Genomic DNA, 19,505 nt, shown 5'->3' on the forward strand with positions numbered 1-19,505 from the left:
GGGACACCCTCATGACGCCGCAGCCCGCCCAACCGGACCGCAGCACCGGCACCGTGCCGGCGCGCGGCGGACCGCCGCTGCTGCCGGACGTCGAGTCGGTCGCCGTCGTGATGGTCACCGGCGCCCCCGGCACGGGCAAGAGCACCCTGCTGCGGGCACCGGCCGGGGCCGGCGTGACGGTGCTGTCCGCGACCTGCACGGAGGCCGGCGCCGCGGTCGAGTTCGCCGCGGCGCGGCAGCTGCTGCCGGTGCAGCCGCGGTCCGGCACCCAGCCGGCACCCGCCGACGGCGGCCATCGCACCGTGCTGCACCTGTACCGCCGCGCGCTGGGCCTGCTCCAGTTCGGCCCGGTGCGCCTCGTCCTCGACGACGCCCACTGGTGCGACAGCGCGACCCTGCGCTGGCTGCACTACCTCCTGCGGCGCTGCACCAACCGGCCGCTGCAGGTCGTCCTCGCCGTCGAGCCCCGCGAGCACCCCGCCCTCGACCCGCTCTTCTCCGACATCCTCGGCGGCCCGCGGCAGCGGATCCTCGACCTCGACGCGCCCGAGCACGCCGGCGCCGAGCCGCGCACCGACCGGCTGCGCCGCTTCCTCAGCCGCCAGCCGAACCTGCTGCGGGTCGCCGTCGCCGCGGCCGCCCTCCAGCAGACCGACGCCGACCTGGTCGGCGCGCTCGCCGGGCTGCCGCCGCAGCTGACCGTCGCCCGCCTCGCGACGCTGCGCAACACCGGGGTGCTCACCGGCGACCCCGACCGGCCGGTGCCACCCGCCGTCGCCGAGGCGCTGTCCGGCCTGCTCCCCTCAGACGAGCTGCAACGGCTGCGGCGCCGGGCGGCGCACATGCTCAACGACGCGGACGCGCCCGTGCGGCACATCGCCGAGGTGCTGCTGGACCTCGACGACCTCGACGAACCCTGGATGCTCGAACGGCTCCGCGAGGCCGCCACCCTCGCCTACGCGCACGACGCGCCCGCCGCCGTCCGCATCTGGACCCGCCTGCTCGCCGCGCAGCCGCAGTCGCCGGACGCCGCCGTCGACCTGGCCGTCGCGCTGCTCAACGTCGACCCGTCGGCCGCGCTGGTGCACGCCCGGCAGGCGCTGCCACGCACCGGCGACGCCCGCACGAAGGCCCGGGCCGTGGTCTGCCTGGGCCTCGCCGCGCTCGTCACCGGGCGCGAGCCGACGGCGCCGTACCTGCTGCACGACGCCATGGAGACGCTGCGCCGCGCCGCCGGGAACATGCCCTCGCTGCGGGACCGCATCCAGCTCTCGGCCGTCGAGTCGACGCTCGCCGCCAACGCCGTCATCGGCGGCGCCACCTTCCACACCGTGCGCTCCCGCATCGGCGACTCGCCCGTCGGCGTCGCCGGGGCCTCGTCCAGCCACCGGATGCTCGCCGTGCACGCGCTCGCCACCGCTTACGAAGGCGTCGAGGTGGAGCAGGCCACCCGGTACGCCCGGCTGGTCCTGGACCGCCCGGTGACCGGCGACAGCTGGGCGCCGCTGATGGCGACCCGGGTGCTGCTGATGGCCGACGACACCGCCGGCGCCCTGACCGCGGCGAGCCGGCTGGCCGCGCACCACCGCGACCGCGGCGAACCGTGCGCCGAGGCCGTCGCCCGGGCGACCTGGGCGCGGATACTCCTGGAGATCGGTGACCTCGAGGCCGCCTGGACCGAGGCGACGACTGCGCTGCGGCTCGCCGGCGACGGCGAGTGGGGCGCCGCGACCTGGTCCGCCCAGACGATCATCTCGCTGATCAACAGCTCGCAGGCCCGGATCCTCGCCGCCGAGCAGGGGCTGGAGCCGATGCAGGAACGCACCTCCGACATGCCCCTGTGGGAGCAGGTGCAGGCGGTCGGGGCGACGGCGTTCGCCGCGTACTGGGGCCAGGACCACGATCGGGCACTGCAGCGGCTGCGCGCTTGCGGCCGGCTCCTCGAGGAGGCCGGGGTGGGCAGCCCGGCGTTCAGCAGCTGGTGGCTGGACGAGATCATCATGCTGGCGATCCGCGGCCAGCGGGCCGAGGCGCACCTCCGGCTCGAACAGGCCGAGGAGCTGTGCCGGCGGTGGCGCACGCCGCGCACGGCGGGCATGGCGCTGCTGGCCCGGGCCGCGCTCACCGCCGAGGGCCCCAACGTCGAACTGCTGCTCGGCGCCCTCGCCGAACTGGAGCGCTCCCCCGCCCCGCTGCACCAGGTGAAGGCGCAGCTGATGCTCGGCCGCACCCTGACTGTGCTGGGCGACCGCGCCGCCGCCCGCCGGCACCTGCGCGACGGCATGGTCCTGTCCAACCGTCTCGGCTACACCATGCTGGCCGCCCACTGCCGCAACGTGCTCAGCTCCGCCGGCGGCCGCACCGGCACCGAGCTCGCCGCGTGCGGTGAACTGTCCAGCAGCGAGCGGGCCGTCGCCCAGCTGGCCGCCGGCGGCGCGACCAACCGGCAGATCGCCGAGGAGCTGTTCATCTCCATGCGGACCGTCGAGTTCCACCTCACCAACGTCTACCGGCGCCTCGGCATCCGCCGCCGCGACGCCCTGGCCGGCATCGTCGAGGCGACGCCCCTGTCCCGCCGGACCACCACCGTCGCCACAGCCCCCACCGACGGGAGCGCATCATGACCGCCGCCACCTGGTGGCGATCCGCGCCCGCCGCCGCGGACCTGGGCGTCGCCGCACACGCCGAGGCACTCCCTGCCGCCGCAGCCGGCGACCCCACGGCGCTGATCGCCGACGACGGGGGTGCGTCGTGACCGCGCCGACCCGCACCGCGACCACCGCCACGCGGTGGAGATCCGCGCTTGCCGCCGCGGGTCGGGGGGTTGACGCGCACACCGAGGCGCTCCTTGCCGCCGCCGCGGCTGGGGACCCTGCGGTGCTGGTGGCTGCCGCGGCGGCCGGGGACCCGGCGGTGCTGCTGGCCGCGGTGCGTCGCTGCGGGCCGCACCCGGACCTCGACAGGCTCAACGCCGCGTGCCGGGAGGTGCGGCGCGACCGGGTCGCCGAGCGGCTGGCGGATCTGTCCGGCCCGCAACTGCGCTGGCTGCGGGTGCGGGCGCTGCTCGGGCCGGGTGTGCCGGAGCGCCTGGCGGGCCGGCTCACGCACGGGCTGCCCGGTTGCCCTGGGCTCGACCCCGCCGATCCGCTCGTCGCCGAGGTGGTGCTCACCGCGATGGACAGCACCGAACGGGCGGCGCTGCGCCGGCACACCGCCGAGGCCGCCCACGACAAGGGCCTGCCGCCGGTGCTTGTGGGCCGGCTGCTGTCCGCGACCGGGCCCGGCTGGCCGGGCTGGGCGCTGGACGCGCTGCTGGTCGCTGCCGCGTCCGCCCGCGCCGAACGCCGGTGGGAGGCGGCGGCGGCGCTGTACAGCCGGGCCCTGTCCGAGCCGATCGGCGACGAGGCGCGGCTGGCCACCCTCCTGGCGCTCGGCGACGTGCAGCTGAGCTGCGCGCCGGAGGCCGCCGACCGCACGTTCCGCACGGTGCTGCGGACGGCACCCGACAGCGCGGTCGCGGCCCGGATCGCGGCCGCCGACCGGCTCCTGGTCCGCGGCGACGACGAGGCCGCGCGGCGCGAGCTGGCCGCCGCCTACCATCACGCGCCCGCGACACAGCCATCCTGGACCGGCACCGCCATCGATCCCACCGCGGCACCACCGCCACCGGGGACCAGCACCGCCGCCGGCCCCGCCACGGCGCCGCCATCGCGGACCGGCTCTGCCACCGGTCCCGCCGCAGCGCCGCCGTCTCGGGCCGGCACCGCCACTGGTCCCACCGCTGAACGGGCGGCGCTGGCGGCGTTGTACTGGCTGGCGGCCGACCGGGCCGGCACCCCGCCGGAGCTCACCTGCGACCGGGTGCCCGCGCCGGGCGGCGCCACCGTCGACTCCGCCGACCCGGCCGGGCGTGGCGTCATGGCGTGGCGCGAGGCGGTGGCGGGCGAGGACCTGGACCGGGCCCGCCGGCACGCCCTCGCCGCGCTCGACCCGGAGGCAGGGGTCGTGGTGCCGGCCGCTGTACAGGTGGCGGCGGCTCGCACGCTGACCCTCACCGAGGACTTCGCCACGGCCGAGCACCAGCTGAACGGGCTCGTCGAGGCGACCCGGGGGGCGGGCTCCGCCGCCTGGCCGCTCGCCGCCAGGGCCGAGCTGTGGCTGCGCACGGGCCGCCTCGACGACGCCGAACGCGACCTGCACGACCTGCGCCAGTGCCTGCCGGAGCAGTCCTGGCACGCCGGCACCCTGCCCCGGCTGCGAGCGTTGCAGCTCATGCAGCTGCTGGCCACCGGCCGGCGGCGGAAGCTCCGTGCGGCGCTGGACGCGCCGCTGCCGCCGGGCTGCGAGCGCGGCATCGCCTGGGCGCAGCTGCTCTACGCCCGGGCGTTGGCGGAGGCCGCCGACGGTCAGGTCGACGCGGCCGTGGGGATGCTGCACGAGTGCGGCCGCCGGTGCCTGGCCGCCGGGTACCGTAACCCTGCCCTGCTGCCGTGGCGCTCCCAGGCCGCGATGCTGGAGCACGGGCGCGGCCGCGATGCCGAGGCGGCGGCGCTGGTCCGGGCGGAGCGCCTGGCCGCGGAGCGGTGGGGAGCGGCCGGTGCGGTCGCGCTCACCGAGCTGCGGGCGTCGCTGCTGCACGCCGACGCGACGACCCGGGCCGACCGGGCGGTGGTGGCGCTGTGGGCCGCTATGCGCGGCAGCTGGTCGGCCGAGACGCTGCTGACGCTGGAGCGCGCGGCGGCACGGCGGCGCAGCTCCCCGGCGGCCGGCGCCGCACTGCGGGCCGCGGGCCGCATCGGGCCCGGCAACGGCTGGAGCGTCCGGGCCGGTGGCAAGGGACCGGCCCCGGCCAGGAAGAGCGCCGCCGCGCACCGCGACGCCGGCCCGCCCCCAGCCGAGACGGGCGGCGGCCCGGGGACGTTGTCGGCGGCCCAGCTGAGGGTTGCCGAGCTGGCCGCGAACGGGCTGCCCAACGCCGCCATCGCCGAGATCCTGGACATCACCAAGCGGACGGTCGAGCTGCACCTGAGCAACACGTACCGCAGGCTCGGAATCACCAGCAGAGCGCAACTTTCCGATGTACTGGGTGGCGCGGCTGGGGAACACTCTCCGGTGTGCTGATCGAGCGGGATCAAGATCTTGAGCTCTGCCGGGCGGCGGTGACCCGGCTCCGCGGCGGGCAGGGCGGCATCCTCGCCGTCGCGGGCGGCCTGGGTGTGGGCAGGTCGGCCCTGCTGCGACGGGCGGCGGACCTCGCCGCCGAAGGCGGGGTCCCGGTGGTCCCGGCCGCGGCGAACCGCGCCGAGCAGGACCTGCCGCGCAGCCTGGCGTCGCGGCTGTGGCGGGAGATCCGCGGGTCGGCCGCGGCGCGCACCGGCACGCTCCTGGTCACCATCGACGACCTGCAGTGGGCCGACGACGCGAGCCTGGCCTGGCTCACCCGGCTGGACCGGCAGGCCGGCCGGGCGGGTGGCGTGGCGGTGCTGGTGGTGCTCGCGGTCCTGGACGGCGACGCGGCCGGCGACCGGCCCGGGGTCCGCGCCGCACTGGCCCGCGCCGACCGGACGCTTCGACCGGCCCCCCTGTCCCCGGCCGGCGTCGAGCGGCTCCTGGTCAGCATGGCTGACGCGGCCAGCGCTAACGGCACTGCCGGCGCCAACGGCACCGGTGGCCCTAACGGCGCCGCTAGGGCTGACGGCGCCGCTGGCAAGCACGGGGTCGCCGGCAATCACGGCGTCGGGGTGGACCGCGCCGCGGCGGCCCGCCTCCACCGGCTCACCGGCGGCAACCCGCTGCTCGTGCGCTCACTGGCGGCAAACCCCGCCGGCTGGGCACCGCCGCCCGGGCGGACGCCACCAACCGGATCAACGCCACCGACCGGGACGACGCCACCAGCCGGGGCGACACCGCCAGCCGCGTGGACGCCACCGGCCGGGTGGGAAGCGGCCGCCGGCAGTGAGACGCCGGACGTCACCGGGCGCGAGTACGAGCCGCTGCGCCGGCGGGTCGCCGCAGCGGTCACCGCGCTGCCCACGGCGCAGTGCGCGTTCCTGCTGCACGGCGTGCTGCTCGGCGCCGACGCGGAGCCCGGTCTCGTCGGGCGGCTCGCCGGTCTCGACGACATCGACGCGCGCACCGCCGCCCGGGCATTGCGGGCTATGGGCCTGCACGGGTCGGCCGAGCCGCAGCCGTTGCTGGACGCGGTCGTGCGGCACGTCGTCGGCACCACGATCTGCCCGGAGTCGTTCGCGGTCGGTCACGTGCAGGCGGCGGAGGCGCTGTACCGGGCGGGCGCACCCGCCGAGCGGATCGCGGCGCACCTGGAGCAGGTCGTGGTGCTGCAGCCGTACGCGGCGGGCGTGCTGTCCGACGCCGCGGCGGCCGCCCTCGCCCGTCACGACGTGGCCAGCGCGGTGCGGTACCTGCGGCTCGCGCTGCGCGGGCTGCCGCCGGACGGTGCCGAACGGGCCGGGGTCCTCGTCGAGCTCGCCGTCGCCGAGCGGTGCGGCAACCCGTCGACGCTGGTGCGCCGCGTGCTCCAGGCCCTGCCGGCGCTGCCCGGTGACGACGCCCGTGCCGCCGCGCTGGCCCGCATCCCGCCGATGGCGCTGCTGTCCGGCGCGGAGGCCGCCGGCGAGGCCATCGACGGCGTCCTGCGGCACCTCGCCCCCGAACCCCCCGAGCGCCCCGTCACCCCGCCGCCGACAGCGCCGGCCGAGCGGCCCGGCGAGCCCCCGAAGCTCCCGAATCCCCAGAGGCCCCGGGAGCCGACGGAGTCGGCACAGTCCGCCGGGCACCGGCAGTACACCAGCCACCCGCAGCAACAGGGAGAGCCCGCAACCACCGGTCCCGGACGCGACGAGCCGGCGCGGGTGGCGGCGCGGCCCGCGGGTGTCGAGGCGCTGGCGCAGCGGCTGGAGGCGCGGCGGTGGTTGGCGGGCTGGCAGGACCCGGCCGTGCTCGCCGCCGCGACGGCCCGGCTGCGCGACGGGATGATGCGGCCGCGCACCCCGGCCGAGCGGGAGCTCGCGGCGGTGCTGCTGTTCTGCGCGACCATGTCGGCGGAGCTGTCCGCGCAGGAGCTGGCGCCGCTCGCCCAGCTGCTGTTCGAGGCCCTGCCGGTCGACCACGACACGCTCGCCTCGATCGCGCCGCTCCTCGTCGCCAGTGCCGTCGCCGTCGAGCGGGTGCCGGCGCTGCGGCCGTGGCTGGCGGAGGCGAGCCGGGTCTCCGACGCCGCGCCGTGCCGCCGGGTCGCGGCGCAGGTCCACGCCCAGCTGGCGTTTCAGCAGCTGCACACCGGGCAGCCCGGCGCGGCTGCGGCCAGCGCCGCGAACGCGCTCACCGTGCTGCCCGACGGTCTCGGTGACGACGCGGTCGGCGCCGCGATGCTCTTCGCGGTCGCCGCCGCGGTGCCGGACGACCGGCTGCGGCAGCGGACCGCGGCGTTGTGGCGTCCGGAGCGGGCGACCGCCGAGACGGGCATGCTGCCGATGGTGCGCAACCTGCTCTACGGCGCGATGCTGTACAACAGCGAACCGCAGGCCGCGCTCGTCGCGTTGACCGAGTGCCAGCAGCAGCTCGCCACCCACGGCTGGCGCAACCGGGCGCTCTTCCCGACCGGCACGATGATCGCGCCGCTGCTGGACCGGCTCGGGCGGGCCGAGGAGGCGGTCGAGTGCATCGCGGAGGAGCACCGGCTGGTGGCCGCCTGGGGTGCGCCGGCGGCGACCGGCCGCACGCTGCGGGTCTGGGGCGAGCTCAGCCACGGCCGGCAGTCGCTGCGCCTGCTCGACGACGCCGTGGACGTGCTGGAGCACTCCGCCAACGAGCTGGAGCTGGCCCGCGCGCTGCTGGCCCGGGGCACCCGGCTGCTCGCGTCGGGGCGCAGGGGCGCCGGCGAGGATCTGCGCCGCGGTGGGCAGCTGGCGGTCGCGGCCGGGCTCTCCTGGCTGATGGAGCCGGCCACGACGGCGCTCGAGGCGCACCACGAGCAGCTGGTGCCCGGGATCAGCTCGTTCACCCCTGGCGAGCGGACGGTCACGGACCTGGTCACGGCCGGGCTGACGAACCACGCCATCGCCACGCGCCTGGGCATCTCCCAGCGGGCCGTGGAGAAACACCTGACCAACTGTTACCGAAAACTGGGGGTCACCAATAGATCCGCACTAAAGGCGGTTCTCAACCGGGTAGCGGGTAAAATGTCCGATCCACCCGCCGAATAGCCTCATTCGCCTCCAAACAACGGAAGATCACCGCGGGTAATAGTCACACCACTCAAAGCATTCATCGATACGTCTTCGCGGCCGTGAACTCTCAAGTCAATGCTCAAATTTTTCGCAAGATCGATGTCCGCCTGTACGACCTACCCGACGGTCACAACTCGACCCGAACCGGACTTCGGTCAGGATTCCGTTGCACTCGGTGCCCGGATCCGGCTCCCGGGCCCGTCCGCCGGCCGTCCGGACACACGTTGACCTGCATGGATGGACCACCGCCGGCACCCATACGGAAACCTTGGCCACCCTGCGTCCCCGTCCGGCCACGCCCCGCCGCCGACTACGGTCCACCACACCGAACTAGGCGCACGCCTACCACAGTCTTTGCTGCCCGATTTGCTCGCGTTGACGCTCGCGGAAAGCCGTGCAAGGCTCCCGATGCGAGTTCAAATTTGGAGCATTTGGGAGACGTGTCGATGCTTCTGGTCGGTAACTTGAAGGCAGACGTTCAAGACGCAACTCGGACCGACCCGCTCCGCAGGCAAAACAGGAGTGAAACATCGTCGGAACAGTGCTGTCCATTTCCGCAGCCCCATCCGGCGCTCGTCGGCGCGAGCGAATACGGCGAGCTGTTTCTGTCCATTGTCGAACGGACCGGGGTCGGCCTCGCCGTCCTCAATCCACAACTGCGCATCCAGCAGACAAACGCAGCATTACTGGAGCACTGCGGCCAGCCGCGCTTCGACCTGCACGGATTCGACTTCTCCGAGCTTCTGCACCCGAGTGTGCGGCAGCACATGCGCCGACAGTTCGACCGACTTCTCACCGGTCGCAGCGGACGATTCGTCGAGCATCTCGCCGCCATTTGGGCGACCCGCACCGCCTTCACCGGATCACTCACCGGAATGGCGGTGCAGGGCGACGCCGGCCAGCTGAAGACAATCGTCGTGCTGGTCGCTCCCGACAAGGGGGAGGACGATCGGCGGGTGCTCATCAGCCCCAACAAGATCTTGACAGAAATCAATGCCAAGATTCTCGAGGGAGTGGCCACCGGTGTCCCTACCGTACAACTGGCCGCAAAGCTGTATCTGAGCCGTCAGGGCATCGAGTACCACGTCAGCAACATGCTGCGGCAGTTCAAGGTGCCGAACCGCGCGGCACTGGTGTCGAAGGCCTACTCCATGGGCCTCTTCGGCGTCGGTTCGTGGCCGCCCAAGGTGCTCAACGAGTACGTGCGCCGCTGAACGGGGCGCACCACCAGGCAGACAAACGGTGGCCGGGACGATGTCCCGGCCACCGTTCTGTGCACCCGTCGCGCGTCAGGTCAGGCCGAGCTCCCGGTCGATCAGGTCGAACATCTCCTCGTCGTCGGCCTCGTCCAGGCCCTCCGCCGCCTCGGCCGCCCCGTCGTCCCAACGGCGCAGCAGGTTCCGCAGCCGGTCCGCGACCTGCCGCCGGGTCTCCGGGTCGACGTCACCGTCGGGCAGCGCCGCCGCGAGCGCGTCCAGCGCCGCCAGCGGGCCGTCGCCGGTGTCCGGGACGAGCGCCGCGTCGAGGTGCCGGGCGAGCGCGGCCGGCGTCGGGTGGTCGAACACCACCGTCACCGGCAGCCGCAGCCCCGTCAGGGCGGTGAGCTTGTTGCGCAGGTCGACGGCGGTCAGCGAGTCGAACCCGAGCTCGCGGAACGGCCGCGACGCGGCGACCGCGTCCGGGGTCGCGTGGCCCAAGGTGCCGGCGGCGTGGCTGCGGACCAGGTGCACCAGCTCCCGCTGCCGCTCGTCGGCGGTCAGGCCGAGCAGCCGCCGTGCCGGCTCGGGCCGCTGCGACCCGGGCTCGTCCCCGGCCGGAGCCGCGTCCGACGACGCCGGAGACCCGGCGACACCCAGCTCGTCCAGCAGCGGGCGGTGCCTGGCCATCGAGTACAGGTCCGCGAACCGGGGCCAGTCGACCCGGGCCACGACCACCGCGGCCTCGCCGTGCTCGACCGCGTCCCGCAGCGCCGCGACCGCGTGCCGCGGGTCCATGCCGAGGATCCCGTGCCCGGCGAGCCGGGCGGACTCGCTCGCGTCGACCATGCCGCCCGCCGCCCAGGCGCCCCACGCGACGCAGGTCGCGGCCTGGCCGCGGTGCCGCCGGTGCCGGGCGAGCGCCTCGAGGTAGGCGTTGCCCGCCGCGTACGCCGCCTGTCCGAGGTTGCCCCAGACGCCGGCGCCGGAGGAGAACACGACGAACGCGTCGAGCGGCACGGCGGCCAGCAGCGCGTCGAGGTGCATCGCGCCCACCGCCTTGCCGCGCAGTACCGCGGCCATGTCCGCCAGGCCGGTCCCGGTCAGGGGCCGCTCGTCGCCGGGCACCCCGGCCGCGTGCACGACCGCGGTGAGCGGCGCGCCCGCCGGCAGGTCCGCCAGCAGCCGGCGCACCTCCTCGCGGTCGCCGACGTCGCAGGCCACCACGGTCGCCTCGGCGCCGAGGGCGGCGAGCTCCGCGACGAGGTCCGCGGCGCCGGGCGCCGCCATCCCGCGCCGGCTGGTCAGCACCAGGCGGGTCGCGCCGGCGCCGGCGAGCCAGCGGGCCACGTGCCCGCCGAGCGCCCCGGTGCCGCCGGTGACGAGCACCGTCCCATGTGGACGCCACGGGCGGCGCGGGCCGTCGGCGGCGAGCGGCGCCCGGACCAGCCGGCGGCCGAAGATGCCGCCGGGGCGGATCGCGACCTGGTCCTCGTCGCCGATGCCGGCCAGCACGGCGCACAGCCGCGCGGCCGCGGCGGCGTCCACCGTGGACGGCAGGTCGACGAGGCCGCCCCAGCCGTCCGGGTCGTCGAGCCCGGCGACGATACCCATGCCCCACACGTGCGCCTGTGCCGGGCGGTGCAGCACGTCACCGGCGCCGACGGAGACCGCCCCGCCGGTCGCGCACCACAGCTTCGCGCCGACGCCGGTGTCGTGCAGCGCCTGCACGAGCCCGACGTTGCCGGCCAGCCCGGAGGGCAGCTCCGGCACCGTGCGGTGCGGCGTCTCGTCCCAGGCCAGCAGCGACAGCACCCCGTCGACCGGGCCGTCCGCCACGGACTGCAGCCGCGCGGCGATCCGGGACCGGTCCGCCTCGCCCGCCGGGAGCCGCAGCAGCTGGGCCTGGGCACCATGCTCGGCGATCGCGGCCAGCACCACGTCCACGGGACCGTCGAGCGCGCCCCCGGCCGACTCGTCGCCGGCCGCCACCACCAGCCAGCGGCCGGTGAGCACAGCGGGAGCCGGGGCGGCGAGCGCGTCCCACCGCACCGCGTAGCGCAGCTCGTCGACGGCGGCCCGCACCCGCGACTCGTCGTGCCAGGTCCGCAGCGCCGGCAGGACCGCGGCGAGCGCCGCCGGGTCGGCCGACGTCGCGCCGGCCAGCCCGGTCACGTCGCCGCGCCGGACCGCATCCCAGAACCGGTCGTCGGCGGGGGCGGCCACGGCGGTGCCAGCGGGCGGTGTGTCGAGCCAGAACCGGCGCCGCTGGAACGCGTACGTCGGCAGGTCCACGACGGTGCGGCCGGTGCCGAGCAGCGGCGTGAAGTCCACCGCGCAGCCACGCACGAACAGCTCCGCGACGGAGCGCGCGAAGCGGCCCGGCCCGCCGTCGCCGCGGCGCAGCGAACCGGCCACCACGTAGGCGCTGTCGGTGGCCGCGTCGGCGATCTCCTGGATCGGCACGGTCAGCACCGGGTGCGGGCTGCACTCCACGAACACCCGGTAGCCGTCCTCGACGAGCCGCTGCACGCTGTCGGCGAAGTGGACCGTCTCGCGCAGGTTGCGGTACCAGTAGCCGGCGTCCAGCTGCGGACCCGCGAGCCACTCCCCCGTCGCGGTCGACAGCATCGGCACCGAGCCGGGCACCCCGCTGACCGGCGCGAGCGCCTCCCGCAGCGCCGACTCGATCGACTCGACCTGCTCGGAGTGCGACGCGTAGTCGACCTCGACGAGCCTCGCCCGCACCCCGTCGGCGACACAGTCCGCCACGAACCGGTGCACGGCGTCGACGTCCCCGGCGACCACGACCGCCGTGGGCCCGTTCACCACGGCGACGCTCAGGCGGCCCGGGCAGGCGACGATGCGGTCCCGCACGGCGGCGACGGGCAGCGCGACCGACGCCATCGCTCCCCCGCCGGCGAGCGCGACGATCGCCTTGCTGCGCTCGGCGACGACCCGGGCGGCGTCGGGCAGGCTGAGCATCCCGGCGACGCAGGCCGCGGCGATCTCGCCCTGCGAGTGCCCGACGACGGCGTCGGGGCGGACGCCGTACGAGCGCCACAACGCGGCCAGGGACACCATCACCGCCCACGAAGCGGGCTGCACGACGTCGACCCGGTCCAGGCCGGGCGCGCCGTCCTCGCCCCGCAGGACGGCGGTCAGCGACCAGTCGACGAACGGCGCCAGGGCCTCCTCGCACGCCCGCACCGACTCGGCGAACACCGGCGCGGCGTCCAGCAGCGCGGCGCCCATGCCGGCCCACTGGGCACCCTGGCCGGGGAAGACGAACACGACCCGCCCGTCGACGTCGGCGACGCCCTGCACGACCGTGTCGGCGCCGCCCGCGAGCGCGGCGAGCCCGCCGGCCACCTCGGCGCGGTCCGAGCCGAGGACGACGGCGCGGTGCGGCAGCGCGGCCCGCGTGGTCAGCAGCGACCAGCCGACGTCGGCCAGTTCCACAGGGTTGGCGTTGGCGGCGTCGGTACCGTGGTGCGCCCCGCCGATCGACCCCAGCAGCCGGTCCGCCTGCGCGGCGAGCGCCTTCGCGCCGTGCGCCGAGACCACGATCGGCACCAGCCCAGCGCTGGGTGCCTCCGGAAGAGCAGGCGAGTCGTCGGCGGGCGGCGGCTCCTCCACGATCACGTGGGCGTTGGTGCCGCTGATGCCGAACGACGACACCCCGGCGCGGCGCGGCCGGCCGCCCGCCGGCCACGGGCGGGCCCGGTCCAGCAGTCGTACGGTGCCGGACGACCAGTCGACGTGCGGCGACGGCTCGTCGGCGTGCAGGGTCCTGGGCAGCAGGCCGTGCTCCATCGCCAGCACCATCTTGATCACGCCGCCGATCCCGGCCGCGGTCTGCGTGTGCCCGACGTTGGACTTCAGCGAGCCGAGCCACAGCGGGTCCGCCGGGTCGCGCCCGGCGCCGTACGTGGCCAGCAGCGCCTGCGCCTCGATCGGGTCGCCGAGCAGGGTCCCGGTGCCGTGGCCCTCGACCGCGTCGACCTCGGTCGCGGCGAGGCCCGCGGCAGCGAGGGCGGTGCGGATCACCCGCTGCTGCGACGGCCCGTTGGGGGCGGTGAGTCCGTTGGAGGCGCCGTCCTGGTTCACCGCGGTCCCGCGCACGACGGCGAGGATCCGGTGGCCGTTGGCCCGGGCGTCGGACAGCCGCTCCAGCACCACCATGCCGGCGCCCTCGGCGAGGCCGAACCCGTCGGCGCCGGCCCCGAACGCCTTGCACCGCCCGTCGCGGGCCAGGCCGCGCTGGCGGCTGAAGCCGACGAACTGGGCCGGGGTCGACATCACCATCGCGGCGCCGGCGAGGGCCAGGTCGCACTCGCCGCGGCGCAGCGACTCCACCGCCAGGTGCAGGGCGACCAGCGACGACGAGCACGCGGTGTCGACGGTGACCGCCGGGCCCTCCAGTCCCAGCACGTAGCTGATCCGGCCCGACGCGACGCTCGACGCGCCACCGGTGACGAGGTACCCCTCAAGACCCGAAGGACCGGAAGCACCGGCCTGCAGCCGGGAGCCGTACGCCTGATCGGCCATGCCGACGAACACGCCGGTGCGGCTGTCGCGCAGCGACGTCGGGGCGATCCGGGCGTGTTCGGTGGCGTCCCAGGCGACCTCGAGCAGCAGCCGCTGCTGCGGGTCCATGGCGACCGCCTCGCGGGGGCTGATCCCGAACGCCTCTGGGTCGAAGTCGGCGGCGTCGTAGAGGAAGCCGCCGTCCCGCACGTACGTGGTGCCGGCGTGGTCGGGATCGGGGTCGTAGAGGGCGGCGAGGTCCCAGCCACGGTCGGTCGGCATCGCCCCGACGGCGTCGACCTCGCCGGCGACGACCCGCCACAGGTCCTCCGGGCTCCGCACGCCGCCCGGGTACCGGCAGCCGATGCCGACGATGACGACCGGGTCGTCGCGGTCGGCGGCCGTGACCGGCGCGGCGGCCGGCGCGTCCCGGGCCTCGCCGAACAGCGACGCGCGCAGGAACCGGGCCAGGTGCGCGGGCGTGGGGTGGTCGAACACGGCGGTCGCCGGCAGCCGCAGCCCGGTCGCGGCGTTGAGCGCGTTGCGCAGCTCGACCGCCGACAGCGAGTCGAAGCCGAGCTCCATGAACGCCCGGGAGCTCTCGACGGTGGCCGCGGACGCGTGCCCGAGGACCCGGGCGACCTGCCCGCGGACCAGGTCGAGCAGGACCCGGTCCCGCTCGGCGCCGCCCGCCCCGGCGAGGTCGCGGGCGAGCGTGCCACCGCCGCCCGTCGCGGCCGGTGGCGGGGCCGCGTCCGCCAGGCGGCGGATCTCCGGCAGCGCGCCGATGAGCGGGCTGGGCCGGGCGCTGCCGAAGACGGCGGCGAAGCGCTCCCAGTCGACGTCGGCGACGGCGACCGTGGTGTCGTCGTGGTCGAGGACCTGCTGCAGGGCGTGCATCGCCGGCTCGGGGTCGATCAGCGGCACGCCGCGGCGGCGCAGCGTGTCCGCGAGGGAGTCGGCGATCATGCCGCCGCCGGCCCACGGGCCCCACGCGATCGAGTGGGCGGCGACGCCGTCGGCGCGCTGCTGCTCGGCGAGGGCGTCGAGATGGGCGTTCGCGGCCGCGTACGCGCCGTGGTCGCCGACGCCCCAGACCGCCGCGATCGAGGAGAAGTAGACGACGGCGTCGAGGGCGGCCCGGTCCAGCAGGGCGTCGAGGTGCAGCGCCCCGGCGACCTTCCCGGCGGCGACCGAGGCCATCCCGTCGGCGGTCAGGTCCGGCAGCGCGGCCAGGTCGGCGACGCCGGCGGTGTGCATGACGGTGGTGATCGGCTCGCCCCGCCCGGCGCAGTCGGCGACGAGCGCGGCGACGGCGTCCCGGTCGGCGACGTCGCACGCGACGACCCTCGCCTCGGTGCCCGCGGCGGCGAGCTCGGCGACGAGGTCTGCCACGCCGGGTGCGTCGGCGCCGCGGCGGCTGGTGAGCACGAGCCGGCTGGCGCCGGCGGCGGCGAGCCACCGGGCCACGTGCCCGCCGAGGGCGCCGGTGCCGCCGGTGACGAGGACGGTCCCGGTCGGCCGCCACGCGCGGGCGGGTGCCGTCGTGCCGGTGCCCGCGTGGACGAGGCGCCGCCCGAAGACGCCGGTGGCGCGCACCGCGACCTGGTCCTCGCCACCGAGCTCGCCGAGCCCGGCGAGCACCGCGCAAAGTCTGGCCGCCGCGCGGACGTCCAGCGCCGCCGGCAGGTCGACGAGGCCGCCCCAGGTCCGCGGGAACTCCAGGGCCGCGACCCGGCCGAGGCCCCACGTCTGCGCCTGCGCGGGTGCGGCGAGCCGTTCGCCGTCCACGGCCACCGCGCCACGGGTCACGCACCACAGCGGCGCGGCGGTGCCGAGGCCGGCGAGGGCCTGGATGAGCAGCAGGTTGCCGGCGGGCGTCGACTCGTCGGTGCCCAGCAGTGACAGCACCCCGTCGACGGGCTCGGCCAGCGCCTCGCACAGCGCGTCAGGGAGAGCCGCGTCGTCGGCGGCGAGGGTGCGCACGGTCGCGCCGTGGGCGGTGAGCGCCTCCGCGACAGGCCCGGCCGTGGTGTCCCCGAAGGGGTGCACCACCAGCCACGTGCCGGTGAGGGTGACCGCGGACGGCTCGGGCAGCGCGTCCCAGCGGATCTTGTACCGCCAGCCGTCGACCAGCCCGCGGACGGCCCGCCGCTCGTGCCAGGTGCGCAGCGCGGGCAGCACGGCGCCGACCGCGCCGGCGTCGGTGGCGAGGACCCCGGCGAGCTCGGCCGCGTCCGAACGTTCGACGGCTTCCCAGAACTCGGCGTCGACGGTCCCGGCCGGCCCGGTCGCCGTGTCCTCCAGCAGCGGCGCGTCGAGCCAGTACCGCTGCCGCTGGAACGCGTACGTGGGCAGGGCGACGGTCCGCCGGCCGGGGCCGAAGACGCCGGTCCAGTCGACGGCCGCGCCGTGCGCCCAGGCGGCGCCGAGCGAGGCGAGGAACCTGTCCCGGCCGCCGTCGTCGCGGCGCAGGGTGCCGGTGACGAACGCGTCCCCGGTGTGGCCTTCGAGGGTCTCCTGGATCCCGACGGTGAGCACCGGGTGGGCGCTGACCTCGACGAACGTCGTCACGCCCGCGTCGGCGAGGTCGCGGACGGCGGCGGCGAACTCGACGGTGTGCCGCAGGTTGCGGTACCAGTAGTCCGCGCCGCCGACGGTGACGCCATCGAGGTCGGCGCCGACGGTCGAGCGCAAAGGGACCGTGGCGGGACCTGGGGCGACCGGGGCGAGCAGCTCCAGCAGCCGGTCCCGGATCGCCTCCACCTGCACACCGTGGGAGGCGTAGTCGACGTCGACGCGCCGCGTCCGTACACCCGCCGCATCACACACCGCGGTGAACTCGTCGAGCGCGTCGGGCTCCCCGGACACCACCGCGGAGGTCGTGCCGTTGACGGCGGCGACGCCGAGCCGGCCCGCCCACGGCTCGATCCGCCCGGCGACGTCGGCGGCGGGCAGCGCCACCGACAGCATGCCGCCCTTCCCGGCCAGGGCGGACAGCGCCTGGCTGCGCAGCACGACGACGCGGGCGGCGTCGTCGAGCGAGAGGATCCCGGCGACGTACGCGGCGGCGATCTCGCCCTGCGAGTGCCCGACGACGACGTCGGGTTCGACGCCGGCGGCCCGCCACATCCCGGCGAGGGACACCATCACCGCGAACAGCACCGGCTGGACCACGTCGACCCGGCTCAGCGGGGGCGCGTCCGGTTCGCCGCGCAGGACGGCGGTCAGCGACCAGTCCACGAACGGCGCGAACGCCGTCTCGCACCGGCCGATCGACGCCGCGAAGCCCGGGTCGGTGTCGAGGAGCCGCACGGCCATGCCGGCCCATTGCGAGCCCTGGCCGGGGAACACGAACGCGACCTTGCCGCCGGGGCGGGCGACCGCGCCGGGCACGGCGCCACCGGCGATCCGCAGCAGCTGCTCGCGGACGTCGTCGTGGCCGGCGCCGACGACGACCGCCCGGTGCGGGAGGGCGGCGCGGGTGCTGGCGAGGGACCAGCCGACGGCGCCGAGGTCGTGCCCCGGGTGCCCGTCGAGGAAGTCGGCGAGGCGGCCGGCCTGGGCCCGCAGCGCCGCGTCGCCGCGCCCGGACACCACGATCGGCACCGGCCCCGACGTGGGCTCGGCGGGGTCGTCGGTGTCCTGCGGAGCCTCCAGGATCACGTGCGCGTTGGTGCCGGAGACCCCGAACGACGACACGGCGGCGCGCCGCGGCCGGCCGGTCTCCGGCCACGCGACCGCGTCGCGCAGCAGCTCGACCCGGCCCTCGGACCAGTCGACGTGGGTGGAGGGCGCCGACACGTGCAGGGTCTTCGGCAGCACGCCGTGGTGCATGGCGAGGATCATCTTGATGACGCCGCCGACGCCGGCGGCCGCCTGGGTGTGCCCGACGTTCGACTTCAGCGAGCCCAGCCACAGCGGGTCGCCGTCGCCGCGGTCCCGGCCGTAGGTGGCGAGGATCGCCTGCGCCTCGATCGGGTCACCGAGGGCGGTGCCGGTGCCGTGCGCCTCCACCGCGTCCACATCGGACGGTGACAGCCCGGCGTCGGCGAGCGCGGCGCGGATGACCCGCTGCTGCGACGGGCCGTTCGGGGCGGTGAGGCCGTTGGACGCGCCGTCCTGGTTGAGCGCGGAGCCGCGCACGACGGCGAGGACCCGGTGGCCGCGGGCCCGGGCGGTGGACAGCCGCTCCAGCACGAGCATGCCGGCGCCCTCGCCCCAGCCGGTGCCGTCGGCGTCGTCGGAGAACGCCTTGCAGCGCCCGTCTGGCGAGAGGCCGCGCTTGCGGCTGAACTCCATCAGCACGCCCGGCGTGGACATGACGGTGACCCCGCCGACGAGGGCGAGCTCGCACTCGCCGCCGCGCAGCGCCCGCGTCGCCAGGTGCAGCGCGACGAGCGACGACGAGCAGGCGGTGTCGACGGTGACGGCCTGCCCCTCCAGTCCGAGGGTGTAGGCGACGCGGCCGGACGCGACGCTGGTGAGGCTGCCGGTCAGCAGGTAGCCGTGCATGCCGTCGGCGGGGCGGTGCAGCGCCGGGCCGTAGTGGGTGTAGGGCACGCCGACGTAGACGCCGCCGGGCCGGCCGGCCACCGACAGCGGGTCGATGCGCGCGGATTCGAGGGCCTCCCAGGCGACCTCGAGCAGCATCCGCTGCTGCGGGTCCATGCCGAGGGCCTCGCGGGGGCTGATGCCGAAGAACGCGGGGTCGAACTCGGCGGCGCCGTGCAGGAACGAGCCGTGCCGGGTGCAGCACTTCCCGACCGCGTCGGGGTCCGGGTCGTAGAGGTCGGTCCGCCAGCCACGGTCGGTGGGGAACGTGCCCACGGCGTCGGAGCCGGCCGCGACGAGCCGCCAGAGGGCTTCGGGTGTGTCGACGCCGCCCGCGTACCGGCAGCTCATGCCGACGATCACGACCGGGTCGTCGGCGCCGTCGGAGGTGGCCCGCGCGACCGTCACCTGTTCCTCGTGGGTCGGGCCCAGCAGCGAGTCGCGCAGGAAACCGGCGACGGCGGCCGGGGTCGGGTAGTCGAACAGCAGGGTCGCCGGGATGCGGACGCCGGTCGCGGCGGCCAGCTCCTCCCGCAGCCGGGTGCCGATCGCCCGGTACACGCCGAGCTGGCGGAACGCGAGCCCGGCGTCCACCGGCCCGGGCTTGCCGGTGGCGGCCACGACCGCGGACCGGACCACGTCGAGAAGTATCCGGTCCCGGTCGGCGTCGCCCACGGCGAGCAGCCGGGCGAGCAGGGACGGCTGGTCGTCGAGCGCCATGAGCGGCACCGCCTTCGCAAGAGGGGGTCTGGTGGAGGAGCGCTCAGGCGCTCTGGTGTTCCATCGCGCGGCGCAGGCTCAGCGGACGCATGTCGGTCCAGACCTCGTTGACGTGGGCGAGGCACTCGCCCCTGGCGCCGGTGAAGCCGGCGTCCTTCCAGCCGGCGGGGATGTCGCGGCCCTCGGCCCAGATCGAGTACTGCTCCTCGTCGTTGACCACCACGGTGTAGCGGCGGGTCTCGTCGTCGGTCATGCC

6 protein-coding genes and 1 pseudogene are annotated in these 19,505 nt (G+C 76.2%); 5 read left to right on the forward strand and 2 right to left on the reverse strand.

The window, feature by feature from the left end:
• Window positions 1–11: 11 nt before the first annotated feature.
• The 5 genes from ACQEVZ_RS01525 (at window position 12) to ACQEVZ_RS01545 (ending at window position 9,463) form a co-directional block, all read left to right on the forward strand.
• Window positions 12–2,624: a LuxR C-terminal-related transcriptional regulator gene (locus tag ACQEVZ_RS01525; protein ID WP_433360197.1), complete on the forward strand. Its 2,613-nt coding sequence runs from the start codon at window positions 12–14 to the stop codon at window positions 2,622–2,624.
• Window positions 2,621–2,755 carry a hypothetical protein gene (locus ACQEVZ_RS01530; protein ID WP_433360200.1) on the forward strand — a complete coding sequence of 45 codons (135 nt, stop codon included), beginning with the start codon at window positions 2,621–2,623 and terminating at the stop codon, window positions 2,753–2,755. Before ACQEVZ_RS01525 ends, ACQEVZ_RS01530 begins: the two co-directional genes overlap by 4 nt.
• Window positions 2,752–5,121 carry a LuxR C-terminal-related transcriptional regulator gene (locus ACQEVZ_RS01535; protein ID WP_433360203.1) on the forward strand — a complete coding sequence of 790 codons (2,370 nt, stop codon included), beginning with the start codon at window positions 2,752–2,754 and terminating at the stop codon, window positions 5,119–5,121. The genes ACQEVZ_RS01530 and ACQEVZ_RS01535 overlap by 4 nt, the downstream gene beginning before the upstream one ends.
• Window positions 5,115–8,225 carry a helix-turn-helix transcriptional regulator gene (locus ACQEVZ_RS01540; RefSeq protein WP_433360206.1) on the forward strand — a complete coding sequence of 1,037 codons (3,111 nt, stop codon included), beginning with the start codon at window positions 5,115–5,117 and terminating at the stop codon, window positions 8,223–8,225. The genes ACQEVZ_RS01535 and ACQEVZ_RS01540 overlap by 7 nt, the downstream gene beginning before the upstream one ends.
• 470 nt (window positions 8,226–8,695) lie before the next feature.
• Entirely contained in the window at window positions 8,696–9,463 is a 768-nt protein-coding gene (locus ACQEVZ_RS01545) for a helix-turn-helix transcriptional regulator (protein WP_344506688.1), read from the forward strand.
• A 75-nt stretch (window positions 9,464–9,538) separates the two neighbouring features.
• Here ACQEVZ_RS01545 and ACQEVZ_RS01550 read toward each other — a convergent pair.
• Both ACQEVZ_RS01550 and ACQEVZ_RS01555 read right to left on the reverse strand, forming a co-directional pair.
• Window positions 9,539–18,925 (reverse strand): annotated as a pseudogene (locus ACQEVZ_RS01550) (type I polyketide synthase); the annotation flags it as partial.
• 367 nt (window positions 18,926–19,292) lie between these two features.
• Entirely contained in the window at window positions 19,293–19,502 is a 210-nt protein-coding gene (locus ACQEVZ_RS01555) for an MbtH family protein (RefSeq protein ID WP_433360209.1), read from the reverse strand.
• Between the last annotated feature and the right edge of the window lie 3 nt (window positions 19,503–19,505).

The organism is Dactylosporangium sp. CA-152071, from assembly GCF_050936335.1.
Lineage (GTDB): Bacteria > Actinomycetota > Actinomycetes > Mycobacteriales > Micromonosporaceae > Dactylosporangium > Dactylosporangium maewongense.